General features: G+C 74.0%; 23 protein-coding genes. 9 read left to right on the top strand and 14 right to left on the bottom strand.

Annotated features, from left to right (window positions below; all coding sequences use genetic code 11):
- Nucleotides 1–136 precede the first annotated feature (136 nt).
- Nucleotides 137–1,636, bottom strand: a complete 1,500-nt coding sequence (locus ACIOJE_RS15970) for a PQQ-binding-like beta-propeller repeat protein (protein WP_400776671.1) — start codon at nt 1,634–1,636, stop codon at nt 137–139.
- A gap of 745 nt (nt 1,637–2,381) precedes the next feature.
- Between ACIOJE_RS15970 and ACIOJE_RS15965 the strand changes: the two genes are divergently transcribed.
- A complete protein-coding gene (locus tag ACIOJE_RS15965) occupies nt 2,382–4,400 on the top strand; it encodes an ABC transporter ATP-binding protein (RefSeq protein WP_280682812.1) in 2,019 nt (672 codons plus the stop codon).
- Nucleotides 4,401–4,429: 29 nt separating this feature from the next.
- Here ACIOJE_RS15965 and ACIOJE_RS15960 read toward each other — a convergent pair whose 3' ends face one another.
- Nucleotides 4,430–5,335, bottom strand: coding sequence for an NmrA family NAD(P)-binding protein (locus ACIOJE_RS15960; RefSeq protein ID WP_400776667.1), 906 nt, complete (start codon nt 5,333–5,335; stop codon nt 4,430–4,432).
- A gap of 79 nt (nt 5,336–5,414) precedes the next feature.
- Here ACIOJE_RS15960 and ACIOJE_RS15955 point away from each other — a divergent pair, with 79 nt between their 5' ends.
- From ACIOJE_RS15955 to ACIOJE_RS15925, 7 genes are all read left to right on the top strand, one after another.
- Nucleotides 5,415–5,822, top strand: a complete 408-nt coding sequence (locus ACIOJE_RS15955; RefSeq protein ID WP_280682815.1) for a helix-turn-helix domain-containing protein — start codon at nt 5,415–5,417, stop codon at nt 5,820–5,822.
- 121 nt (nt 5,823–5,943) lie between these two features.
- Complete coding sequence (locus ACIOJE_RS15950) at nt 5,944–7,428, top strand: serine/threonine-protein kinase (protein WP_400776663.1); 1,485 nt, start codon at nt 5,944–5,946, stop codon at nt 7,426–7,428.
- A 152-nt stretch (nt 7,429–7,580) separates the two neighbouring features.
- Nucleotides 7,581–8,282, top strand: coding sequence for an alpha/beta hydrolase (locus ACIOJE_RS15945; protein ID WP_400776660.1), 702 nt, complete (start codon nt 7,581–7,583; stop codon nt 8,280–8,282).
- A gap of 198 nt (nt 8,283–8,480) precedes the next feature.
- A complete protein-coding gene (locus tag ACIOJE_RS15940; protein ID WP_400776657.1) occupies nt 8,481–8,834 on the top strand; it encodes a DUF6204 family protein in 354 nt (117 codons plus the stop codon).
- A gap of 70 nt (nt 8,835–8,904) precedes the next feature.
- Nucleotides 8,905–9,438 carry a MarR family winged helix-turn-helix transcriptional regulator gene (locus tag ACIOJE_RS15935; RefSeq protein ID WP_400776654.1) on the top strand — a complete coding sequence of 178 codons (534 nt, stop codon included), beginning with the start codon at nt 8,905–8,907 and terminating at the stop codon, nt 9,436–9,438.
- 38 nt (nt 9,439–9,476) lie between these two features.
- Nucleotides 9,477–9,806, top strand: coding sequence for a sulfurtransferase TusA family protein (locus tag ACIOJE_RS15930; RefSeq protein WP_280682825.1), 330 nt, complete (start codon nt 9,477–9,479; stop codon nt 9,804–9,806).
- 143 nt (nt 9,807–9,949) lie between these two features.
- Nucleotides 9,950–10,402, top strand: a complete 453-nt coding sequence (locus tag ACIOJE_RS15925; RefSeq protein ID WP_400776652.1) for a hypothetical protein — start codon at nt 9,950–9,952, stop codon at nt 10,400–10,402.
- Between the two features lie 6 nt (nt 10,403–10,408).
- On the opposite strand, the gene ACIOJE_RS15920 is transcribed toward ACIOJE_RS15925, so the two are convergent.
- The 4 genes from ACIOJE_RS15920 to def all read right to left on the bottom strand — a co-directional run bounded on the left by ACIOJE_RS15920 (nt 10,409) and on the right by def (nt 14,506).
- Nucleotides 10,409–11,383 carry a MerR family transcriptional regulator gene (locus ACIOJE_RS15920; RefSeq protein WP_400776650.1) on the bottom strand — a complete coding sequence of 325 codons (975 nt, stop codon included), beginning with the start codon at nt 11,381–11,383 and terminating at the stop codon, nt 10,409–10,411.
- Between the two features lie 55 nt (nt 11,384–11,438).
- A complete protein-coding gene (locus tag ACIOJE_RS15915; protein ID WP_400776647.1) occupies nt 11,439–12,872 on the bottom strand; it encodes an RsmB/NOP family class I SAM-dependent RNA methyltransferase in 1,434 nt (477 codons plus the stop codon).
- A gap of 103 nt (nt 12,873–12,975) precedes the next feature.
- Complete coding sequence (fmt, locus tag ACIOJE_RS15910; protein WP_400776644.1) at nt 12,976–13,920, bottom strand: methionyl-tRNA formyltransferase; 945 nt, start codon at nt 13,918–13,920, stop codon at nt 12,976–12,978.
- 40 nt (nt 13,921–13,960) lie between these two features.
- On the bottom strand, nt 13,961–14,506 hold the full coding sequence (def, locus tag ACIOJE_RS15905) for a peptide deformylase (protein WP_280682833.1): 546 nt from the start codon (nt 14,504–14,506) through the stop codon (nt 13,961–13,963).
- 290 nt (nt 14,507–14,796) lie between these two features.
- Here def and ACIOJE_RS15900 point away from each other — a divergent pair, with 290 nt between their 5' ends.
- On the top strand, nt 14,797–15,423 hold the full coding sequence (locus ACIOJE_RS15900) for a hypothetical protein (RefSeq protein ID WP_400776643.1): 627 nt from the start codon (nt 14,797–14,799) through the stop codon (nt 15,421–15,423).
- A gap of 134 nt (nt 15,424–15,557) precedes the next feature.
- On the opposite strand, the gene ACIOJE_RS15895 is transcribed toward ACIOJE_RS15900, so the two are convergent.
- From ACIOJE_RS15895 to ACIOJE_RS15860, 8 genes are all read right to left on the bottom strand, one after another.
- Nucleotides 15,558–17,639 carry a primosomal protein N' gene (locus ACIOJE_RS15895; protein WP_400776640.1) on the bottom strand — a complete coding sequence of 694 codons (2,082 nt, stop codon included), beginning with the start codon at nt 17,637–17,639 and terminating at the stop codon, nt 15,558–15,560.
- A gap of 91 nt (nt 17,640–17,730) precedes the next feature.
- Nucleotides 17,731–18,939, bottom strand: a complete 1,209-nt coding sequence (gene metK, locus ACIOJE_RS15890; protein ID WP_280682839.1) for a methionine adenosyltransferase — start codon at nt 18,937–18,939, stop codon at nt 17,731–17,733.
- A gap of 150 nt (nt 18,940–19,089) precedes the next feature.
- The gene (gene coaBC / locus ACIOJE_RS15885) at nt 19,090–20,334 is read right to left on the bottom strand and encodes a bifunctional phosphopantothenoylcysteine decarboxylase/phosphopantothenate--cysteine ligase CoaBC (RefSeq protein WP_400776639.1); all 1,245 of its coding nucleotides are present in this window, start codon (nt 20,332–20,334) and stop codon (nt 19,090–19,092) included.
- Nucleotides 20,335–20,488: 154 nt separating this feature from the next.
- On the bottom strand, nt 20,489–20,755 hold the full coding sequence (gene rpoZ / locus ACIOJE_RS15880) for a DNA-directed RNA polymerase subunit omega (protein WP_030240625.1): 267 nt from the start codon (nt 20,753–20,755) through the stop codon (nt 20,489–20,491).
- Between the two features lie 37 nt (nt 20,756–20,792).
- Complete coding sequence (gene gmk, locus ACIOJE_RS15875) at nt 20,793–21,350, bottom strand: guanylate kinase (RefSeq protein WP_280682845.1); 558 nt, start codon at nt 21,348–21,350, stop codon at nt 20,793–20,795.
- Between the two features lie 48 nt (nt 21,351–21,398).
- Complete coding sequence (gene mihF / locus ACIOJE_RS15870) at nt 21,399–21,725, bottom strand: integration host factor, actinobacterial type (protein ID WP_030056187.1); 327 nt, start codon at nt 21,723–21,725, stop codon at nt 21,399–21,401.
- A gap of 366 nt (nt 21,726–22,091) precedes the next feature.
- Nucleotides 22,092–22,925, bottom strand: a complete 834-nt coding sequence (gene pyrF / locus ACIOJE_RS15865) for an orotidine-5'-phosphate decarboxylase (protein WP_400776635.1) — start codon at nt 22,923–22,925, stop codon at nt 22,092–22,094.
- Between the two features lie 34 nt (nt 22,926–22,959).
- A complete protein-coding gene (locus tag ACIOJE_RS15860) occupies nt 22,960–24,075 on the bottom strand; it encodes a quinone-dependent dihydroorotate dehydrogenase (protein ID WP_280682851.1) in 1,116 nt (371 codons plus the stop codon).
- Nucleotides 24,076–24,167: the final 92 nt, after the last annotated feature.

Here is a 24,167-nt window from a genome sequence, read left to right as displayed (position 1 = left end):
CCGTCGGGGGTCGGACCGACCCCGCCGGACAGCCCCGTACGCCGACCTCGCCGACCTCGCCAACCTCGCCCTCACCCGAACGGCCCTGCTTCCGCCCACACCCGGCACCGGCTACCGCCCATAACCGGCACCGGCGTCAGCTCATGCCCCGAACCGGCGGCTCGTCCCGCGTGCCGTCCTCCGCGACCACCGTGAACCGGTTCCGCCCGGAGACCGACAGGTCCACCGGGTGGACGGACTCCGTGTCGTTGACGTCCAGTTCGGCGCTCTGGCGCCCGGTGGCGGCGTCGACCCGGGTCAGCTTGTCCCGGGTCAGTGCCCACACCGACGTCCCGTCCACCAGCAGCCCCGTCACCTGGTCGTCCAACCCGGAGGTCCACCGCTTTCCGCCGTCGGCGAGCGAGTAGGCGACCAGGCGCCCGGTGGCGATGCGGCTGGGGTTCTTGCCCCCGCTGATCCGGACGTCGTCCGGCTTCTCCCCCGGGATGATCAGCTGGTCTCCGACGACCACCCCTCCGAACAGCGGTCGGGCCGCGAACGCGTCGTAGGCGTGGGCGCCGCCCAGCATGACGTCCAGGTCGTACTCGTCACCCGCGACCGGGATCGACGCCCGCTGCCGCCCCGCCCCGTCGAAGCTGAGGACGGCGTGCGTCCCGCGCTCGCCCTGCGCGTCGACCCAGACCGCCAGCGGTTCGGTGGAGACCACCGCGAGGTCCTTCAACCCGCCCGTGACCGGGAGGACGACGCGCGTCCGCTCCCGCCCGTCCGCCGGATCCAGCGACCGCAGCACCGGCGCGGCGTCGCCGCACTGCGCGACCGTCACCGCCTCCGCCGCACCGCCCGCCACCTGCAACGGCGAGCAGCCGGCGTCCGCGTCGCCGTGCCAGGCCGCACCGCCGTCGGCAAGGTGCACCGCGCGCCAGCCGCTCCTCTCCTGCAGGACGGCCTCGTCCCCGGCGACGGCGAGCAGATCGGGCGCCGCCGTGTCACCCACCCGGCCGGGCGCGTCCACGGCGGCGGTCCAGGCAACCGTGCCGTTCGCGAGGTTCAGTGCCGTCACCGCCGCGCACGGCCGGTCGTGCTCGGAGTGACCGAGCAGTCCGAGTCCGTGGCCGGTCCCACGGCTCATGGCGCAGACGGAGTCCTCCCCCGGCGGCGTCCACCGCCACGCGACCTGCCCGGTGGCGCCGCGGTAGGCGACCACCTGGTCGGGCCGCACCCGGACCACCACGTCCCCGCTCGTCCAGCTGCCGACCGCGCGGATGCTGGACGGCCGGTCCAGCGGCGCGGCCCAGGCGTCGTTGAGGCCCGTCCCGGCGAAGGACACGAACAGACCAATCCCGATCAGGATTCCGACGGCGACGGAGGGGAACCCGAGCCGGGGGTGGAGCAGGGCCCAGAGCAGGCCGGCACCGCAGGGCATCAGGCCGAGGATGCTGATGAGGCCCATGGAACCGAGGCTCTCGCCGCCGTACCCGTGGGAGCGCCCGATCAGCACGGCCAGCCCCATGCTCGCGAACATCGCCCCCAGCACCCCGCCGAGGACCACCATCCGCGTCTCCCTGTCGACGGCGATCCGTACGGACCTACCGGGCCGCCCGGCCCCGGTAGCGCCGTCCGCGGGCACCTCGGCCATGTCGGTCACTCCCCCATCAAGCGTCGCCCACCGCACGAGCGACGATCATCGGATGATCGCAGAGCCTCGCTTCATCCTGAACAAAGACAACGGAAAACCCGCCGGACCCCCTCAGCACCCCGGACCGGGCCACCACCCGCACCCGCCGTCGGCGCCGCCTCGATACCCGCCGGCGCACATCCTGACCAATCGTCAACTCGCCTGTGGCACAGGCATGTGTGGCCCGCAGGGAAGGCCGCCGAGCCCTCGCGCTCCGGGTGCCCGGACCCGCCTCGCGGCCCTGCGTACGCCCAGATCCGTTCGCAGATCCGACCCTGGAGCCGCGCCCGGCGCGGATGAGCGCTCCGGCTCCTGAGCTGCGCGCGGAGCAGGCGTGCGGATACTGGAGGAGTGGGACGGGATCGCGGCAACAGTCCGCGACTGGCCTGTCGTTCGGGCTGTCCCACACGGCAACGGCAGTCTGTGCCGCAAACCCTCCGATCAGCGCACTGGGCGCGGATCGCGGTTACGCGGTGAGCCAATGCGACGAAAGAAGGCCGTCATGAGTTACTTCAACCGCAGAGACCGTGGCTACGGACGCGACCGCGATCGCCGCCGTCGTGGTGGTGGTCGCAACCGCCGCCGTCGGTACGGCTGGTGGTGACAGTCAAGACGGTGTGGACTGTCCTGAACAGTCCGGCATAACACCATCTGTGGGGTCGGCGGTGAAAACCGCCGGCCCCTTGATCCTGATCGGGGTACCTCCATGCACGGTGCGACGCCCTTGGGGAGCCCGGCCGGCCAGGCTGCGGAGCAGACCGCACAGCAGGGTCGGGCCGCCGACCACGCCCCCTACCAGGGGCCGGTGGCCGACTCGCCCGCCATCACGCTGCGCGAGCTGTTCCGACGGTTCTGGCCCTGGGTCCGCCCGGACGCGCGCTGGCTGCCACTGAGCGCGACCCTGCTCGTCCTCGGCGCCTTCGGCGAGGTGGTCTCGGTCTGGCTGTTCAAGGACCTGATCGACAACGTCCTCGTCCCGCGGCGCTTCGCCGACTTCTGGCCGCTCGCCGGCACCATGCTCGGCGCGGCCGTGGTGGCCGCGCTGCTCATCTTCGCGGGCACCTACACCGGCACCAGGACCGCCGAGCGGTTCATGCTGCGGCTCCGTACCGGGACCCTCGCCCATCTGCACAGCCTGCCGCCCGACACGCTGGAGACCCGCTGGCGCGGCGACCTGGTCGCCCGGATGACCGCCGACATCGCGACGATCGAGCAGATGATCGCGACCGGCCTCGTCGAGGGCGCGGTGGCCGCGGTCAGCCTGGTGCTGTTCGCCGGCGCGGCCTTCTACCTGAGCTGGCCCCTCACCCTGGCCGCGCTCCTCGCCGCGCCGCTGTTCATCGTCACCACCAGCTTCTTCGGGCGGCGCATCCGCACCCGGGAGAGACAGGTCCAGCGCCGCGCCGGCGGCGTCACGGCGCTGCTGGAGGAGTCGCTGCGCAACGCGGTCGTCACCCGCACCTGCGGCCAGGAGGCCCGCGACGTCGCACGGGTGCACCGGGAAGGAAAGGCCCTGCTCGACGCCGAACTCGCCTCCGCCCGGATGGCGGACCTCTACCAACCGCTCCTCAACGTCCTGCAGATGCTCGCCGGACTGGTCGTGGTGGGCGTCGGCGCGCTGGAGGTCATCCACGGCGGGCTGACCCTGGGCGGCCTGCTCGCCTTCGCGGCCTTCATGGCCCAGCTGTTCGAACCGGTCCAGCAGCTCGCCGCGGTCATCCCGCTCGCCGGCGCCGCCTGCGCCTCGGGCGAACGCGTCCTGGAACTCCACGACCTGACCAGCCCGGTCCACGAGAGCCCCACCGCCCGCGACACCGACGCCGTCCGTGGCCGGGTCTCCTTCGACGGCGTCAGCGCCGTCTACCCCGGCAGCCACGACGCCCCGGTGCTGTCCGACGTCAGCTTCGACGTCAGCCCCGGCAAGGTCCTGGCCGTCATCGGCCCCAGCGGCAGCGGCAAGTCCACGCTCGGCAAGCTCCTGGTCCGCTTCCTGGACCCCCAGGGCGGCACCGTCCGCCTCGACGGCGACGACATCCGGGAGCTGACCATCGCCTCACTGCGCCGGGCGATCACCCTCCTGCCCCAGCAGGCACCGCTCTTCCACGCGACCATCCGGGACAACATCGCCTACGGCAGGCCCGACGCCCCCCAGGACGACATCGAACGCGCCGCCCGGAGCGCGGGCGCCCACGACTTCATCACCGCACTGCCGGACGGCTACGGCACCGTCATCGGAGCCGACGGCTTCCAGCTCTCCGGCGGGCAGAGCCAGCGCGTCGCCATCGCCCGCGCCTTCCTGCGCGACACCCCGGTCCTCGTCCTGGACGAACCCACCACCGGGTTGGACCCGCGCACCGTCCAGCAGCTCATCCCCCCGCTGCGCCGCCTGATGGCCGGCCGCACCGCGGTCCTGATCACCCACGACCCGGCGTTCCTCCCGCTGGCCGACGACGTCCTCACCCTCCCGATGCCGGAGGCGCTGGAGGAACCGGAGGAACCGGCAACGCCCGAGGCCCCTGAGACCCCTGACGCCCCGGAGGCACCGGCAGCACCGGAGGCCCCGGGCTACGCCCGCGTCGCGGGTACGGGCACCCGGCCCGCGCACGTCGGCCCGCGCGCCCCCGCCCCGGCGGCAGGTCCGGTCGACCGGCGGTCACCCGACCGCCCGGACCAGCCCTCACCAGGGCCGGCCGAACTCCATCGGCCTGCTGCGCCGCCCCGGTAGCACCGGCAGCACCGACGCCGCAGCCGCCGTCAGCCCGCCACGGCCTCCCGCCGCACCGACTCCCGCACCACCGACTCCCGCACCACCGCCTCGACCAGCTCCCGCGCCGGACGCGGCTCGGCCGCCAGCAGCCCGGGCAGGTCGGACGGGCCCGCCACCGCGAAGCCCGAGGCGACGTTCGAGTGCAGCGAGACGGCGTGCCCGACCTGGTACGGCGCCGCACCCTCCCGGAGGGCGTCCCAGGCCTCCCCCAGCGGCGACGGCTCGTACCGGACCTCCCGGCCCAGCGCCTGCGCCAGCGCGCCCGCCAGCTCCGCGCCCCCGACCACGGCGTCCCCCTCCAGCTCGTACGTCCGCCCGAGGTGCGGGACGGGCCGGCCGGCCACGCGCGCCTCCTGCACCTCGCGGGCCACCGTCGCCGCGACGTCGGCCAGGTCCTCACGGGCGACCACCGGAAGCGTCCCGCGCCCCCACGGCAGCCGGAACACGCCCTCCGCCGCGGCGCGTTCGGCGCCCGCCGCGGCCAGGCCCCCGGCGAGCTCCGCGTACAGGCCGTTGCGCAGGACGGTCCAGCCGAGCGGGGCCGCCGCCAGGGCCCGTTCCGTCCAGCGGTGCGGCGGGGCGATGGTCATCCGCTCGCCCGAGGCGGCCAGGCTGGTGTAGACCACATGCCGCACGCCCGCCCGGACCGCCGCCTCGATCACGGCCCCGTGCCGGGCGGTGACCACGTCGTCCTCCGCGTAGCCGGCCGAGACCAGCACCAGCACCGCCACCCCGGCGAACGCCTCGGCCAGGCCTGCGGGTTCGTCGAAGTCGATCCGCCGCCCGCCGTCCTGCGGGGTCCGCGAGCCGGCCAGCACGGGCAGGCCGGCGTCGGCGAGCCGGCGGTGGACCAGGCCGCCGAGGACTCCGGACACACCGGTGACGAGGATCATCTGACGCTCCTTTGCCGTTCACGAGGGGGGCGGTGTCCATCCTCGACAATCGACCCGGATCGGGTAAGGAGGCAGTTTCATGTCACTCGGGCACACCGAGGTAACCACGACGGCGCTGTTCGACCTCGCGGAGAGCGGGGAGGACTGCGGCATCCGCGACGTGCTGGACCGGCTCGGCGACAAGTGGTCGGTGCAGGTGGTGGTCGAGCTGAGCCGCGGGGTCAGGAGGTTCCGCGAGCTGCAACGGGCCCTGCCGGGCGGCATCTCGCAGCGGATGCTGACCCTCACCGTCCGCCGGCTGGAGCGCGACGGCATGGTCTCGCGGACCGTCCACCCGACCGTCCCGCCCCGGGTCGACTACGAGCTGACCGACCTCGGGCGCAGCCTCGCCCACCTGGTACGCACCCTCACCGACTGGTCGCTCCAGCACCACGACGCCATCCTCGACCACCGCGCCCGCTGGGACGCCGCCCAACCGCCCGAGTAGCCCCGACCCGGGCCCCGACCCTGGCCCCGGGCCCCGGTGGAGCAGGTGACCGACCGCCCGGCGCGGAGGGTAGGTTGAACCGGGGCCGGGGCGCGGCACCCGGGGCGCGAAAGGGGCGGGGATGCAGCCGGGCGACATACTCGACGGACGGTACGAACTGGTCGAGCAGATCGGCGAGGGCGCGTTCGGCGCGGTCTGGAAGGCCCGCGACGCGCGGGTCCAACGGCTCGTCGCCGTCAAGGTGATGCTCCCGGGCGGCAACAACACCCCCAAGGACGCCGCCCGGTTCGTCCGCGAGGTGGCCACCGCGGGCGCGCTCAACCACCCGTCCATCGTCACCGTGCACGACTTCGGCCAGCACGACGAGGCCGGCCGGCCGCTGTACTTCCTGGTCATGGAACTGCTCGACGGCGCCCCGCTCAACCGCCACCTCGGCGACGGGCCGCTGCCGCTGCGCCAGGCCCTCACCTGGGCCGTCCAGATCTCCCAGGCCCTCGCCACCGCCCACCGGGCCGGCGTCGTCCACCGGGACGTCAAACCGGCCAACGTGATGATCCAGTCCTCCGGCGCGGTCAAGGTCGTCGACTTCGGCATCGCCCGGATCGGCACCGCCGACGACGGCATCACCAGCACCAACGTCATCGTCGGCACCCCCGCCTACATGGCCCCCGAACGCTTCGACAGCGGCGGCCTCGACGCCCGCTCCGACCTCTACGCCTTCGGCTGCCTCCTGTACGAACTCCTCACCGGCCGCACCCCCTTCCGCGGCAGCCTCTACGAACTCATCCGCCAGCACGGCGAGGTCCACCCGGCGGCCCCCGGCACCCTGCGCCCCGGCCTGCCCGCCGAGGTCGACGCCCTCGTCCTCGAACTGCTCGCCAAGGACCCGAACCGGCGCCCGCCGCACGCCGACCAGGTCGCGGACCGTCTGCTCCACCTCGCCGAGCAGACCGAGCGGCCCCCGGCCGGCTACCACGCCACCGTCCGGGACGTGCCGGCCGCCGAGGAGGACCCGTACGTGGTCGCGCGCCGCCAGGAGGCGGACGCGCTGTTCCAGCGCACCCGCGACCAGGCCGCCCAGGTCGCGCTGCAGTTCGAGACCGGCATCGCCCAGCGGCGCCGCCAGCTCGAACAGGACCTCGCCGACCAGCGGGCCCACGCCGAAGCCCGGGCGCAGCAGATCGTCACCGAGGCCCAGCAGCGCGGCGAGGAGATCGAACGGGAGGCCGCCGCACGGGCCGCCGCCAGCCTCCGGCAGCTCTCCGAGGCCGAGCAGCGCACCGACCTGCTGCGCCGCCAGACCGACAAGCTGCGCAGCGACGCCGAGAGTCTGCGCCGCACGGTGGACAACGCCCGCCGTCAGGCCTCGGACTTCCTCGCCGACGCGGCCGCCAAGGCCGGCCTCGGCCCGGCCCCCGAGACCCGGCGCCAGATCGCCCCGCCCGGCGGCACGCCCACCGGCGCCCCGACGGGCTCGATCACCGGCTCGACCACGAGCTCGACGGCCGGCTCACAGCGCCGGAAGCTCCCGAGCATGCAGGACCTGCTCTCCGGCCTGAACCGGGGCGCGGCCGAGGGCGACGAGCCGGGCCGCCGCCGCTCCTGACCCCTGGACCTCGCCGCTCGGCGCCCGCTGGGCCAAGGTCATGGTCGCCCGTACCCGCGTCACCGGCTGGATCCTGTGGGCCCTGCTCGCGCACCGCGACCCGCCCCCGGAACCGTAGAATCCGCAGGTAGGCACCCAGGGAGGGATTTCGCGTGTTCCAAGCGCCGCGGCCGCGCACCGCACAACTGACCCCGTGGACCGGCGACGGCGGGACCGACCAGGTCAAGGGCGTCGCCCTGCTCCTGCCCGGCGGATTCCTGCGCAGCCGGCGCGGGCCGGTGAAGGTCGCCGAACTGGGCCTGCGCGACCTCGCCGCCGAAGTCACCGCCCGCGGCCGCCCGCACGGCGTCGCCGTGCACCTGCTGCGCTACCGCTACAGCGGCTGGAACGGCGCCGACGCCGACACCGCCGTCGACACCCGCTGGGCCCTCGACGAACTCGCCCGCCGCTACGGCCCCGTGCCCGTCGTCCTGATCGGCAACTCGCTCGGCGGGCGCGCCGCGTTCTGGTGCGCCGGGCACCCGAACGTCGTCGGCGTCGCCGGCATCGCCCCCTGGCTGCCCAGCGGCGACCAGGTCGACCACCTCGCCGGGCGGCGCGTCCTGATCGTCCACGGCACCGGCGACCGCAGCGCCGCCAACGCCACCCAGTCCCTCGAATACGCGCTCCGGGCCCGCGCGGTCGTCCCCGACCTCGCCCGCTACGAAGCCCCCGGCGCCAACCACTACCTCATCCGGCAGGCGGGCGACATCAGCGCGCTCACCACCACCTTCACCCTCGCCACCCTCGACGCCGAACCCGCCGCCCTCGCGGCCGGCACCGTCTGCACCCGCCTCCCGACCGCCCGCCCGTAGCCGGCGGGCCCGTCGCCCGTGGCGGGTCCGTCACCTCACGCCCGGGGGCCCCTTCGGACCCCCGCGCGGAGTGGCCCGCCCGGCATCGCCGCCGCCATCGCGGCCTTCACCATCGAACCCCGGCCACCGCCGCGGGCCGCGCCGCACCGCCCGAAATCAGGTTGGCGGTCGATGCCCCGTCCTGCCTATCGTCGGGGGATGACCACTCGAACCTTCCGCATCATGGTGCGCGGCGTCTTCGACGGCCTCAGCGCCGAACAGCACGCCGAACTCCTCGCCCGCGCAGCCGAGCACGACGTGCTGCGCGCGGCCTTCACCCCCGAGGGCCACCTCAGCTACGACCTCACCGCGCGCGCCGCCTTCACCTTCCGCTTCCTCGACTCGGGTGAGGCGGAGGAGGACATCCTGGCGGCCTCCGAGCGGGCCGAGCAGGCGGCGCGGGACTGGCTGGCCGAGCACGGCTACGGCTACAGGAACCTGCGCTCCCAAGCCGAGGACCTCTCGCAGGCGCCGCTCGGCAAGCGGCAGCGCCGCGCCGCCAACGCCGGCTAGCCCCCTCCCCCTCCGCTACCTCCTTGACGGCTCGCCGCAACGGTATGCTTGAGTAGTCAAGGAGGTAGCAATGACATTCCCGCAGCCCGACCCGAAGCCCGACGCACACCACTCCGACCCGCGCGCCGACCCACCCCGTCCGGACCCGCTGGACACCGCCCTACGGCTGGTCCGCGCCCAGGCGGCCGTGGTCAAGCAGTTCGACGCGAGCCTCAGCGGCCTGCACGGCGTGAGCCTGTCCGACTTCACCCTGCTGCTCCACCTCGGCCACGCCCCCGGCGGCCGGATGCGCCGGGTCGACCTCGCCGAGGCACTCGGCCTCACCGCCTCCGGCGTGACCCGTGGGCTGGCACCCCTGGAGCGGATCGGCCTGGTGAGCCGCGAGGCGGCGGCCCGCGACGCCAGGGTCGCCTATGCGACCCTGACGCCGACCGGCCGCGAACGGCTCGCCGAGATGCTGTACACCGCCCGGCAGGTAGCCGACGACCTCTTCGCCGCCGACCAGTGGGGCGCCGACGACCTCGGCCGCCTCGGGGCCCTGCTCACCCGCCTCGGCGGCACGGCCCCCGACCAGCGGCCTGCCCCGACCCACCGCCTAGGCTGAGGCCTGCACCACCGCACCACCGCGAAGGGCAGCACCCCATGAGCACCTCCCACGAGACCACCTCCCCCGAGGCAGCCCCCGACCTGACCGTCGACGGCACCGGCCTGCTCTGCGTCCAGCTGCTGCTGCGCCTGCGCGCCCGGATCGCCGACCTCCCGGCCGGCGCGGTGGTGCACATCCACACCACCGACCCCGCCGCCCCGCTCGACCTGCCCGCCTGGTGCCACCTGACCGGTCACGACTACCTCGGCCCGGTCCCGCACCCGGCCACCGACCGCGAGGTGTACGCCCTGCGCCTCACCGCCACCGCCCGCCCGACCCGCGCCGACCGACCCTGGCACCCCGCGCCCGGCCCGGCCTCCGACTGACCGCACCCGGGGCGGAATTCCCGCGCGCCCGCACCCGCCGCCGGTGAACGCCGCCCCCATGACCGCGGAAGCCCCGTCTCCCGTCGACCGCCTGGTGTGCCACGATGAAGCAATAGCCAAGCACCACAGGGAGGTTGACCGCCATGGATCCGGTCCTCAGCTGCCGCTGGCACGACCAGGACGGCGAGTGGGAACTGTCCGTCAGCCGCAACGGCGGCGGCTGGGAGCTGATCGCCGCCGCGCCCCGCTGGTCCGAGTCGCTGCCGTTCGCGGGGCCGGAGGACGTCCGCCGGCTCGCCCAGGCACTGCTGGACCTGCCCGCCGATCCGGAGCCGTACGAGTTCGCATGGGAGCTCTCCCGAACGGAGTTCGAGCGTACCGAGAAGGAGCGCACCCACTTCGCGACCTTCGCCGTCGGACTCGACCCCGCCGACGACCACCGCCCCTACCTCGCCTACCAGTCGTACTACCACTGGGGCCAGACGACCGCACTCGGCCTGGAGGTGGTCTGCGAGGACCCGCCGGTCGACCACCTCCGCGCCCAGGCCCACGCCCTCCTCAGCGATCTCCCCGGCTCCACGTCCACCCAGCCGTAGTCCCCCTCACCCGGCCGAGCGCACCGCCCGCACCGCCCAGTCCAGCACCGCCGCCGAACTCTCCGGCGCCGCCCACCCGTTGACCACCGCCAGCAGTGCCAGGTACCGCTCCCGCCGTGGATCGGCCATCGCCGCCAGCCGCTCCGCCAACCGGCCGCGCACCACAGCACCGGGCGCCGACCCCGCGTACCGCGCCGCCAACTCCCGCGCGATCCCCGCCGCCTCCCCCGACCCGGGATCGATCCCCGCCACGACCGCCGGCCCGGCCAACTCCCGTACCACCCAGGCGAGTCCGGGGCGCGGCCAGTCCGCGCCGGCCTCCGCCGCCTCGTCCTCCGCCAGCCTCCGCAGCAGGCCGCGGAACCCGTCGTCGGCCGCCAGCTCCGCCAACTCCACCCACGCCTCGACCTGTTCCGGTTCCAGGTCGTCCGTCGGCTCCGGCGTCAGCGAGCGCACGACGGCGGCGAACCGCCCGTCGGCCCGCAGACCGCCGAACGCCCCGGCCAGGAACTCCCCGATCAGACGGTACCGTTCGTCCTCCGACAGGCGGGCCAGCTGGTGCACGAGAGTCAGCTCCTCGGGTGTCGACCCGCGCCTGGCCACCGTCCCCAGCACCGCCCGCCGCAGCCGCAGCACCCGGATCTGGACGTCCAGCGCCTCGGCGTGCGCCGCCGCGACGGCGGGCAGCGCGAGCTCGCGGTCCACCACCTGCCGGATGGCGGGCAGCCCGAGCCCGAGCTCGCGCAGGGTACGTACCAGCTCCAGGCGCGCGACCGCGTAGACGCCGTACCGCCGGTGGCCGGCCGGGTTGCGGTCGGCCGGCGACACGATCCCCTGGTCCGAGTAGAACCGGACGGTCTTGACCGTCAGCCCGCTCCGCCGCGCCAGCTCACCGATCGTGTAGAGCGGTTCGGGTCCGAGCGGTTCGGAGCCGAGCAGTTCGGCTCCGAGCGGATCACAGGAGTGCGTATCGCCGTTCATGCCCACCACCCTGGCGCCTCCCCCTACGGGAGATGCAAGGCCGACAGCACGAAGGTCAGGCCGTCCGCCGCAGCAGCGCCAGGTACATCGCGTCCGTCCCGTGCAGGTGCGGCCAGAGCTGCACGTCCGGCCCGTCCCCGAGCGCCGGGACACCGGGCAGCAGCGGGCGCGCGTCGATCCACTCGACCCGGCCACCCTCGGCCCGCAGCACGTCGTCCACCACGGCCCGGGTCTCCGCGAGGTGCGGCGAGCAGGTCGCGTACCCGACCACCCCACCGACCCGGGTGGCCTCGATCGCCGAACGCAGCAGGTCCCGCTGGAGCGGGCCGAAGGCCGCGACGTCGGCCGGGCGGCGGCGCCAGCGCGCCTCCGGACGGCGACGCAGCGCGCCCAGGCCGGAGCACGGCACGTCGACCAGCACCCGGTCGAAGCCCCCGGAGCGCCAGGCCGGGCGGGTGCCGTCGGCGGCGATCACCGTGTACGGGCCGGGGTTGCCCTCCAGCGCCCGGGCCACCAGCCGAGCGCGGTGCGGCTGCTTCTCGCTCGCGACCAGCGCCGCGCCGCGCTCGGCGGCCAGCGCACCGAGCAGCGCGGCCTTGCCGCCGGGGCCGGCGCAGCCGTCCAGCCAGAGCCGGTCCGGGCCGTCCAGCGGCGCGGCGGCCAGGGCGAGGGCGACCAGCTGGCTGCCCTCGTCCTGCACGCCCGCCCGGTTGTCCCGCACCGCATCCAGCGAGCCCGGGTCGCCGCCTTCGGCGAGCCGCAGCGCGAACGGGGACCACCGGCCGGACTCGGCCTCAGGCAGCGCGTCGGCCAGTTCGCCGACGGTGACCCGGCCGGGGCGCGCGACGAGGGTCACCTCGGGCCGCGCGTTGTCGGCGCGCAGCAGGTCCTCGACGTCACTGCGCCCGCAGGCGTCGGGCTGCCAGCGGCCGAGCGAGTCCCAGAGCGCGGAGACGACCCAGCGCGGGTGCGAGTGGACGACGGCGAGGTGGTCCTCGGCGTCCTTCTCGTACGGCGGGGCGACCTGCTCGATCCAGCCGTCCAGGTCGTGCGCGCTGATCCGGCGCAGGACGGCGTTGACGAACTTGGCCTTGCCGTCGCCGAGCACCACCCGGGCCAGCTCGACGGTCGCCGAGACGGCCGCGTGACTGGGGATGCGGGTGGTGAGCAGCTGGTGGGCGCCGAGCGAGAGCACGTCCAGCACCGGCGGGTCGACCTTGCTGAGCGGTCGGTCGATGCAGGCCGCGATGATCGCGTCGTAGGTGCCCTGCAGGCGCAGGGTGCCGTAGACCAGTTCGGTGGCGAGGGCGGCGTCGCGCCGGTCCATGCCCTTCTGCTCGGCCTCGCGGAGCAGCGACGGCAGGATCAGGTTGGCGTACGCGTCGCGCTCGTCGACGGCACGCAGCGCCCGGAACGCGACGATCCGGGCCGGGTCCTTCTTCGGACGGCGGTGCGGGCGGGGGGCGCGCTTGGCGCTGGGGGTGGTCACAGGTGCCTCAAGGTGCTGCGGTGGTTATCGGACGAACAGTGCAAACGAACAGTGCAAAACGAACAGTAATGATGCAGACGAACAGTAACGCCGGCCCCGGGTCTCAGCCCGCGGAGCCGAAGCGCTCCCCGGTCTCCAGCCGCGCCCCGCGCGCCCAGTCGGCCGCCCGCATCTCCTTCTTCCCCTGCGGGCGGACCTCCCCGAGTTCGATCTCGTGGCTGCCCGTGCCGACCCGCACGCTGTTCTTCCCGACCACGGCCAGTTCCCCGGGCGCCAGTGCGGCCTCCCCGGCCAGCAGCTTCACGGGCCCGGTGATCTTCAGCCGCTCGCCGCGGAACTCCGTCCACGCGCCCGGAGCCGGGGCGCAGCCGCGCACCACGCGGTCGATCCGCAGCGCGGGGTGGCTCCACTCGATCCGTGCGTCCTCGACGGTGATCTTCGGCGCGAGCGTGACACCCTCGGCCGGCTGCGGGACGGCGTGCAGGGAGCCGTCCTCGATGCCGTCCATGGTGGCCGCGAGCAGCCGCGCGCCGGACACCGAGAGGCGGGTGAGCAGTTCGCCGCTGGTGTCGGTCGGGCGGACCTCCTCGGTGATCACGCCGTAGACCGGGCCGGAGTCCAGGCCCTGCTCGATCAGGAAGGTGGCCGCGCCGGTGACCTCGTCGCCGGCCAGCACCGCGTGCTGGACCGGGGCCGCGCCGCGCCAGGCGGGCAGCAGCGAGAAGTGCAGGTTCACCCAGCCGTGCTTGGGGATCTCCAGGGTGCCGGGACGCAGCAGCGCGCCGTAGGCGACCACCGGGCAGCAGTCGGGGGCGAGTTCGGTGAGCCGGGCGACGAAATCCGGGTCGCTGGGCTTCGCCGGCTTGAGGACCTCGATCCCGGCCTCCTCGGCGCGCTGGGCGACGGGGCTGGCGACCAGCTTGCGCCCACGCCCGGCGGGGGCGTCGGGGCGGGTGACCACCGCGACGACCTCGTGCCGGTCGGAGGCGAGCAGGGCGTCCAGGGCGGGAACGGCGACCTCGGGGGTGCCGGCGAACACGAGGCGCATCAAGTGCCTTTCGGTGGAGGGATGTCGGGGAGCGGGAGAGTCAGCGTGCGGCGCCGAAGGTGCTGTGCGGCGAGACCTTGACGACCGGCGCGGGCGCGCCGCCCCAGTCGGTGTCGCGGATCGCCTTGAGCGCGGCCTTGCGCTGCTCGCGGTCGAGCCGGTCGATGAAGATGATGCCGTCGAGGTGGTCGGTCTCGTGCTGGATGCAGCGGGCGAGCAGCTGGGTGCCCTCCAGGGTGACCGGGTCTCCGTACATGTTGAAGCCCTTGGCGACCACGCCGTAGGCGCGCTTCGTGTCGTAGCGCAGGCCGGGCAGCGAGAGGCAGCCCTCGGGGCCTTCCTGTTCCTCCTCGGTCAGCGACAGGTCCGGGTTGATCAGGTGCCCGGTGACGCCGTCCACGTGATACGTGAACACCCGCAGCGAGATGCCGAGTTGAGGGGCGGCCAGGCCGGCGCCGGGGGCGTCGAGCATGGTGTCGGTGAGGTCCCGGACCAAGGTGCGCAGTTCCTTGTCGAACGTGGTCACCGGCCGGGCGGTGGACCGCAGGACGGGGTCTCCGAAGAGCCGGATCGGCTGGATCGCCACGGGGTACGGGCTCCTGTCCGTCGAAGGTGCGGGGCTGCGGGCGGCTACTGGTTTCCCCGCAAGTCTATGCAACGCACCGGGGCCACCGACCATGCCCTCACCCGGGCCCTCACCCGGACGAAAAGCCCCTCCCCCACGCCCGGCACCGGCTGCTGGCATATCCCGAGTCTGCCGAGCGGCGTTACCCCGGCCCCCGCTTCGGCGTTGGTCAAGTGAGATTGACCGGGGCCGGGCGCACGGGACACCGCGCCCCGGCCGAGCTGAACCGTACGGAAGGTGGCACGTAAGCCATGGCCGAGCAGATCAACCACGACGCCCGGGCGCGGGCGAGCCTGCACCTGCTGGTGCGGGACATCGAGCGGGTGAGGCGGCAGGTCGACGCGCTGCGGACGCTCACCGCCCAGTTGGGCAACGTCTACCGACCGCGCCGCCCCAGCACCTCGGCCGGCTTCGTGGTGTACGGGCGGGCGCCCGCGCCGACCGTGCGCCTGGCGCAGGAGCTGCGGGAGAGCGTGGAGACCCTGGTGGCGGCGGCGGTCGAGTTCGACCGGGCGCTGGGCTTCTCCTGGGACTCGGTGGGCTCGGCCCTCGGGGTCACCAAGCAGGCCGTGCACCGCCGGTACGGGATGCGCCGCCCGACCAGCGAACTCCTCGCCGCCAGCGGCGCCGTCCCGGGCCCGAGCCGCCCGGACCGCTCCGAGGAGCTGCCCGCCGCGCCGTCCGGCGGCCTGGCGGCGACCGTCCCGGCGGCCCGCCAGGGCGGCCTGGACCGCACCAGCCTGGAGCGCAACGCCCTCGACCGCAACACCCTGGAGCGCGGCGCGGTCGACCGCAACGCCCTCGACCGCAACACCCTGGAGCGCGGCACCTCCGAGCGCACCCCGGTCGACCGCACCGGCATCCCGCTGCGCGGCTGACCGCCTTCCCGACCAGGGAAGCCGATTCCGCGCAGCACCGTCGCGGGGCCACCCGGGGCGGGGTGGCCCACTCACCCCGCCCCCGCCGCACGCACCGGCGTCACCCGACCCCCGGTTCCACCCGACCGCCGACCTCACCCGATGTCCGTCGGATCCACCCGTACCCGCACCGCCTCCGGCGTCCGCAGCGCGATCCGCGCGATCTGCGCCGCCTTGAGCGCCGCCGCCAGCGCCGCCCCCTGCCCGGGCGGCACCCGCAGCAGCGCACGTTCCTGCTCCTCCCCGCGCAGGGCGGGCGCCGGCACCGGCCCGAGCACGTCCGCCTCCTCCGGCAGCCGGATCAGCCCCAGCAGGTCGGCCACCGCCGCCGGACTCCCGCTCACCGAGGCCATCCGCGACACCGGCGGGAAGTGCAGCTGCGCCCGCTCGTCGCGCTCCAGCCCGGCGTGGCCCAGCGGGTCCCAGCGGACCAGCGCCTGCACCGGGCGCGCCGAGGGCTCGGCGACCACGACCACCGTCCCGCCGTCCTCCGCGGACCGGACCAGGGCGGCGGCCGCCAGCCACAGCCGCAGCGTCTCCTCCCCGGCCCGCAGGTCCGGCCGGCCGAGCAGCGCCCAGCCGTCCAGCAGCAGCGCGGCCCCGTACCCGGAGCCGCCCTCCACCACCGGCTCCGCGCCGGGCGTGGAGATCACCAGCGAGGGCTCGTCCGGGACGGTGGTCAGCACCGCGTCCCGCCCCGAGGCCCGCACCGGGATCCGCGGGAAGGCCTTGCCCAGCTCCTCCGCCGTGCGCCGGGCACCGACCACCTGCGCCCGCAGCCGGAACGAGCCGCACTCGGGGCAGTGCCAGTCCGCCTCCGCCTCCCCGCACCAGCCGCAGCACAGCAGGGCGTCCGCCGAGGGCGCCTCCAGCGGCCCCTCGCAGCGTCGGCACCGGGCCGGGGTCCGGCAGCGCCCGCAGGCCAGCCGGGGCACGTAGCCGCGCCGGGGCACCTGGATGAGCACCGGGTGTCCGGCGGCCAGCGACTCCCGGGCGGCCTCCCAGGCCACCGAGGGCAGCCGGGCGGCCTGTGCGGCGCCGTCGCGGTGCTGGTCCTGGTCGGTGACGGTCCGCACCCTCGGCGCGACCCGTCGTACGGTCTCCCGGTCGGCGGTCAGCGGGCGCGCCCACCCGGTGCTGACCAGTTGCGCGCCCTCCACCGTCACCGCATGCCCCCCGAGCAGCACCGCCGCGCCCTCCTCGGCGGCGCGCAGCAGCGCGACCTCGCGCACGTGCGGGTGCGGGGCGCGCGGGTCGCTGTGGCTGTTGTCGCCGTCGGACCAGACGACGACCAGCCCGAGGTCGCGCACCGGCGCGAACATGGTGGCGCGGGTGCCGATCGCGGCGTGCACCGAGCCGCGGCTCACCGCCAGCCAGCGCCGGTAGCGCTCGCGCGGGCCGAGGTCGGCCTCCAGGGCGACGTGCAGCCCCGCGCCGAGCAGTTCGGTCAGCGCCTGGTCGACCCTCGCCACCGACCGCCCGTCGGGCAGCACGACGAGCGCGCCGCGCCCGCCCGCCAGCGTGGCGGCGACGGCCCGCGCGATCTCGTACGGCCAGCCGGGGCCGGGCAGCGCCGCCCAGACGGCGCGCGGCGAGCCGCCGCCGGTCAGCGCGGCGAGGAGGTCGGGCCCGGCCGGGTAGCGCTGCCAGCCGCCGGGGGCGGGGGCCGGCGGGCGCGGGAGCGGTGGTGGCGAGGGCTCGGCCTCGGCCTTGGCGTGCCGGGGCGGGACGGCCAGCTGGAGGACGTCCGCGAGGGTGCCGGCGTAGCGGTCGGCGACGGTCCGGCAGAGCCGGAGCAGCTGGGGGGTGAGCACGGGCTCGGGTGAGAGCACCTGGGCGAGCGGGGCGAGCGGGCCGGGGAAGTCACTCTTCTCCAGCCTGGCGACGATGAACCCGTCGTGCAGCTCCCCGCCCTCGCGCTGGCCCTTCACCACGCGCGCCCCGAAGCGCACCCGTACCCGGGCCCCCGGCCGGGCCTCCTCGGCCATCGCGGCCGGCACCTCGTAGTCGAAGAACTTGTCGATGGTGAGCACGCCCTTGTCCACCACGACCCGGGCCACCGGCAGGTGCTCGGCCCGCTTGGCGCCGCGCCACGTCCGGGGCTTGGCCCGCTTGACCGTGTCCCGGATGAACGCCAGCTGCTCCGGCTCGGCCCCGTTCTCCCCTGTGCTGCTCATCGCTCCCAAGTACTACCAGGTCACACCGACACCACGCACAGAGCGGCGCCCGCCCCACCAGGGACGGGCGCCGCCTGCACGCGTGCGGGGGTCAGTCCTGCACGGCCGCCTTCAGCTGCTCCACCCGGTCGGTGCGCTCCCAGGTGAAGTCGGGCAGCTCACGGCCGAAGTGGCCGTACGCCGCGGTCTGGGAGTAGATCGGGCGCAGCAGGTCCAGGTCGCGGATGATCGCGGCCGGGCGCAGGTCGAAGACGTCGGTGACGGCCTTCTGGATGGCCAGCACCGGAACGGTCTCGGTGCCGAAGGTCTCCACGAAGAGGCCGACCGGCTCGGCCTTGCCGATCGCGTACGCGACCTGCACCTCGGCGCGGCGGGCGAGGCCGGCGGCGACGATGTTCTTCGCCACCCAGCGCATCGCGTACGCGGCCGAGCGGTCGACCTTGGACGGGTCCTTGCCGGAGAAGGCGCCGCCACCGTGGCGGGCCATGCCGCCGTAGGTGTCGATGATGATCTTGCGGCCGGTGAGGCCGGCGTCGCCCATCGGGCCGCCGATCTCGAAACGGCCGGTCGGGTTGACCAGCAGGCGGTAACCCTCGGTGACCAGCTTGATGCCCTGCTCGGCGAGCGCCTTCAGCTCGGGCTCGACCACGAACTCGCGGATGTCCGGGGTGAGCAGCGACTCCAGGTCGATGTCACTGGCGTGCTGGGTGGAGACCACCACGGTGTCGAGGCGGACGGCCTTGTCGCCGTCGTACTCGATGGTGACCTGGGTCTTGCCGTCGGGGCGCAGGTACGGGATGGTCCCGTTCTTGCGGACCTCGGTCAGGCGCCGGGAGAGGCGGTGCGCCAGGGTGATCGGCAGCGGCATCAGCTCGGGCGTCTCGTCGGACGCGTAGCCGAACATCAGGCCCTGGTCGCCGGCACCCTGCTTGTCCAGGTCGTCCTCGTCGCCCTCGACCCGAGCCTCGTACGCGGTGTCGACGCCCTGGGCGATGTCGGGCGACTGCGCGCCGATGGACACCGACACGCCGCAGGAAGCGCCGTCGAAGCCCTTCTTGGAGCTGTCGTAGCCGATCTCCAGGATCTTGTCCCGGACGAGCTGGGCGATCGGCGCGTACGCCTTGGTGGTCACCTCGCCGGCCACGTGCACCTGGCCGGTGGTGATGAGCGTCTCCACGGCGACCCGGGAGGTCGGGTCCTCGCGCAGGAGAGCGTCAAGGATGGTGTCGCTGATCTGGTCAGCGATCTTGTCGGGGTGACCCTCGGTCACGGACTCCGAGGTGAACAGGCGGCGAGACACAGCGCTCCCTGGGGTTGCAGCGGCTGCTGACTGAAGGCCCCCGGCGAACCGGGGACATCCGGAAAGACTTGATTCCTGGAGTCTAACGGTCTGCTTCCGCCGAGCGTCACCCGCTTTCGGAAATCCCGACCGTTCTCCAGCAGGGCTTGATCAGTTGCCGATCGTTTCCAGCCGCTTCGCGACCAGGTCCCAGACCACGTCGGCGAGAGCCTCCTTGGGGCCCACCGGAACGGCCGTCTCCGTGCCGTCCGAGCCCAGTACCACGGCCTCGTTGACGTCCGTCCCGAAGGCCTTGCCGTTGCCCACCTCGTTGACGACCAGCAGGTCGCACCCCTTGCGGACGAGCTTGGCGCGGCCGTTGGCGAGCACGTCGTCGGTCTCCGCCGCGAAACCCACGACGAGTTGACCCGAACGGGGGCGGTGGGCCGACAGCTCGGCCAGGATGTCGGGGTTGCGGACCAGGACGACCGGCGCCGGCTCGATCCCCTCGACCTTCTTGATCTTGCCGGTGGCGTACTCGGCGGGCCGGAAGTCCGCCACGGCCGCGGCCATGACCACGGCGTCCGCGTCCTCGGCCGCCTTCAGCGCCGCCTCGCGCAGCTCCAGCGCCGTCGAGACGTGCACCACGTCGACCCCGGCCGGGTCGGCGAGCTCCGCGTTGGCCGAGACCAACGTCACGCGCGCCCCACGGGCCGCGGCCGTCACGGCGAGCGCGTAGCCCTGCTTGCCGGAGGAACGGTTGCCGAGGAAGCGCACCGGGTCCAGCGGCTCGCGGGTGCCGCCGGCCGAGACCACCACGTGCCGACCGGCCAGGTCGGTCGGCACGGCCCCGCCCCGACGCAGCACGGCCCGGCAGGCGTCGAAGATCGCGGACGGCTCGGGCAGCCGCCCCTTGCCGGTGTCCTTGCCGGTGAGCCGCCCGACGGCCGGCTCCAGCACGATCACGCCCCGGCGGCGCAGCGTGGCGACGTTGTCCCGGGTGGCCGGGTGCTCCCACATCTCGGTGTGCATGGCGGGCGCCAGGACGACCGGGCAGCGGGCGGTGAGCAGGGTGTTGGTGAGCAGGTCGTCGGCGAGGCCGTGGGCGGCCTTGGCGATCAGGTCGGCGGTGGCGGGAGCGACTACGACCAGGTCGGCCTGCTGGCCGATCCGCACGTGCGGCACCTCGTGCACGCGCTCCCAGGTCTCGGTGGCGGCCGGGCGACCGGAGAGCGCGGCCCAGGTGGCCTCGCCGACGAAGTGCAGCGCGGCGGCGGTGGGCACCACGGTGACCTGGTGGCCGGACTCGGTGAACCGGCGGAGCAGCTCGCAGGCCTTGTAGGCGGCGATGCCGCCGCTGACGCCGAGGGCGACGCGCGGCGCGTCGGCCCCGCTCCGGTCCGAAGTCGCGCTCATACTCCCGCTCTCCTCCACGTCTGGGACGTGCACACCCTACGGCCCCTCAGCCGTCGCGCGCACCGTGGTCGCGCCCACAGCCCCCGGGTACGCCGAAGGGCCCGGCGGAAACGATTCCGCCAGGCCCTTCCACGGGAAATCCCGGAGCACCGCCTCAGGCGGCCTCGATCGCCTCGGCGGTCAGCATGCCGGCGTTGATCTCGCGCAGCGCGATCGACAGCGGCTTCTCGTGCACGTGGGTGTCGACCAGCGGGCCGACGTACTCCAGCAGACCCTCACCGAGCTGGGAGTAGTACGCGTTGATCTGGCGCGCGCGCTTGGCGGCGTAGATCACGAGGCTGTACTTGGAGTCGGTGGCCTCGAGCAGCTCATCGATCGGCGGGTTGATGATGCCCTCGGGCGCGGTCATGGAAGAGGACACGCGAAAACCTTCCGAAAGGGTGGAAAAGACAGACAGGTCAGGCTACACCGAGCAAGGCTAGCAGTTCGGCCGCTACCTGCTCGACCGAGGTGTTGACAAGGGTCGTGTCGAACTCGGTCTCGGCCGCGAGCTCGACCTTGGCCGCCTCCAGCCGCTTCTCGATCACGTCCTGCGGCTCGGTGCCCCGGCCGGTCAGCCGGCGGACCAGCTCGTCCCAGCTCGGCGGAGCCAGGAAGACCAGCTGCGCCTCGGGCATCGACTCGCGCACCTGGCGGGCGCCCTGCAGGTCGATCTCCAGCAGGACGGGCTCGCCACGGTCCAGCTTCTCCAGCACCGCCGAGCGCGGGGTGCCGTAGCGGTTGCCGGCGAAGACGGCCCACTCCAGCAACTCGCCGTTGGCGATCAGCTTGTCGAACTCGTCGTTGTCGACGAAGTGGTACTGGACCCCGTTCTGCTCGCCCGGCCTCGGGTGGCGGGTCGTCGCCGACACCGAGAGCCAGACCTCGGGGTGCTGCTTCCTCATATGAGCGACGACCGTGCTCTTGCCGACCCCCGAAGGGCCGGAGAGCACGGTCAGCCGCGGACGCTCACTCATGCACCGATTATCCCGGATCGCGGACGATCCCGGGACCACGGGGCACGGTCAGGCGGCACCGCCGCCGAACTCCCGCTCCAGGGAGGCGATCTGGTTCGTACCGAGGCCGCGGACGCGCCGGCTCTCGCTGATGCCGAGGCGCTCCATGATCTGCTTGGCACGGACCTTGCCGACGCCCGGAAGGGACTCCAGCAGGGCGGAGACCTTCATCTTGCCGATGACGTCGTTGTCGGCCTTTCCGGCCTTGATCACCTCGTGCAGGGAGGCGCCGGAGTGCTTGAGCCGGTTCTTGACCTCGGCGCGCTCCCGGCGAGCCTCGGCGGCCTTGGCGAGCGCGGCGGTGCGCTGTTCAGGGGTAAGGGGCGGAAGAGCCACGCCGTTCACCTCAGGGTGTGGAAGGAAGGGATTGAGCTATGACTGGTTTGGTTCTCAGGACACCGTCCGCAAGGAGAACCACAGGGCCCTTGACCTGCGGGAGCTACGAGATTCGCGGCTCGCCGATGACCTATCGCCGGACACTACCCGGATTGCGGCGCCGCGTCAGGAAAAGAACACGAAAAGTCCTGGTCAGCCAAGGCCGACCAGGACTTTCCAGGGCAAAATGACCGCGATTGCGAGACTTTGACACCGCCAATGTGACGGCGCTCACGTCAACTCCGGGGAGCCTCGGGGAGGCCGCACCGGGCTGCGCACACTGCGCAGGGTCATCGCCCCGCTACGCGTTCGCGCCCGCGATCGCCGCTACTTCACCGCGTCCGCGTACTCGCCGGCGAACCGCTCGGCCGCCGAGCGCAGGGCCACCACCGAGGGGCCGTGCTTGAGCACGTCGCGGCTCACGCTCGGCACCACGTTGATCACCGAGGCGCCGAACACCCGCGGCAGGTCGGCCATGGTCGCGCCCTGGGCGCCGATCCCGGGGGCCAGCAGCGGGCCGTTGACGGCCAGTTCCACGCCCGCGTCGGCGAGCGTCGCGCCGACGACCGCACCGAAGGAGCCCAGCGGCTCGGCACCGGCGTTCTCCGCCGCCAGCTGCCGCAGCACCGCCGCCGCGACCGATTCGCCGTCCGGGCCGACCGCGCGCTGCACCTCGCCGCCCTCCGGGTTGGAGGTGAGCGCCAGCGCGAACACGCCGCAGCCCTGCGCGCGGGCCAGGTCGAGGGCCGGGCGCAGCGAGCCGAAGCCCAGGTACGGGCTGACCGTGAGGGCGTCCGAGAACAGCGGGCTGCCGGGCGACAGGAAGGCCTCGGCGTAGGCGGCCATGGTGGAGCCGATGTCGCCGCGCTTGGCGTCCATCAGGACCAGCGCACCGGCCGCCCGGGCCTCCGCGACGGACTTCTCCAGCACCGCGACGCCCTTGCTGCCGAAGCGCTCGAAGAAGGCGGCCTGCGGCTTGAGCACGGCCACCCGGTCGGCCAGCGCCTCGACGACGGTGCGGCTGAAGGTCTCCAGGCCGGCGAGGTCGTCGCCGAGCCCCCAGGCGGCGAGCAGGGAGGCGTGCGGGTCGATGCCGACGCAGAGCTGGCCACGGGTGTCGAGGGCCTGGCGCAGCCGGGCGCCGAACGGGGCGAGGGTCATGTCGTCCTTTCCGAAGGGTCGTGGGGTGGGAGGTTCAGGAGGCGGCCCTGGTGCCACCGACGGCGCTGCCGACGGCCGCGGCCAGGTTGCGGAAGCCCGCGGCCCGGACCCGGGCGGAGAGGCCCTGGTGGATCCGGCGGCACCAGAACGGGCCCTCGTAGATGAAGGCGCTGTAGCCCTGCACGAGGTCCGCGCCGTGGATGATCCGCTGCCAGGCGTCCTCGGCGGTCTCCACGCCGCCGACCGAGACCAGCGTCAGCCGGCCCTCGGTGCGGGCGCGCAGGCGCTGCAGCACCTCCAGGGCGCGGGCCTTGAGCGGGGCGCCGGACAGGCCGCCCATGCCGATCTCCTCGACCCGGGCGGCGTCGGCGAGCAGGCCGTCGCGGCCGATCGTGGTGTTGGTGGCGATGATGCCGTCCAGGCCCAGCTCCAGGGCGAGGTCGGCGACCGCGTCGACGTCCTCGTCGGCCAGGTCGGGGGCGATCTTGACCAGCAGCGGGACACGGTGCGCGGTGGTGCGGTCGGCGGCCTCGCGGACGGCGGCGAGCAGCGGACGCAGGTGGTCCACGGCCTGCAGGTTGCGCAGCCCGGGGGTGTTCGGCGAGCTGACGTTGACGACCAGGTAGTCGGCGTACGTGGCCAGCCGCTCGGTGGACTTGACGTAGTCGGCGACCGCGTCGGCCTCCTCGACCACCTTGGTCTTGCCGATGTTGACGCCGATCACCGGGGTGGAGCTGGTGTGCGGGCGGGCGGCGAGGCGCGCGGCGACCCGGGCCGAGCCCTGGTTGTTGAAGCCCATCCGGTTGATCAGCGCGCGGTCCTCGACCAGGCGGAACAGCCGGGGCGCCGGGTTGCCCGGCTGGGGCTCGCCGGTGATGGTGCCGATCTCGACGTAGTCGAAGCCGAGCATCGCCAGGCCGTCGATGCCGACGCCGTTCTTGTCGAAGCCCGCGGCCAGGCCGAACGGGCCGGGCAGGTCGAGGCCGAGGGCGGTGGTGCGCAGCGCCCGGTCGCGCGGGGCGAGCACCAGCCGCACCAGCGTGCGCAGGCCGGGCACCGAGGAGGCCAGCCGGATCCAGAAGAAGGCGAGGTGGTGGGCCTTCTCCGGGTCCAGCTTCTTGAAGACGAGATCGAACAGCAGCTTGTACAAAACCCAACTCCCGGATCAGGGCCCGGATCTGAGCGTGAGCACCCGGACCAGGGCATGGAAGTGGGGGGCACCCGTCTGGCGTCGGTGCCCCC

Source organism: Kitasatospora sp. NPDC087861 (assembly GCF_044742585.1).
Classification (GTDB): Bacteria; Actinomycetota; Actinomycetes; order Streptomycetales; family Streptomycetaceae; genus Kitasatospora.
Note: the sequence above shows the minus strand (reverse complement) of the source record. Positions and strands in the feature narration are given on the sequence as shown.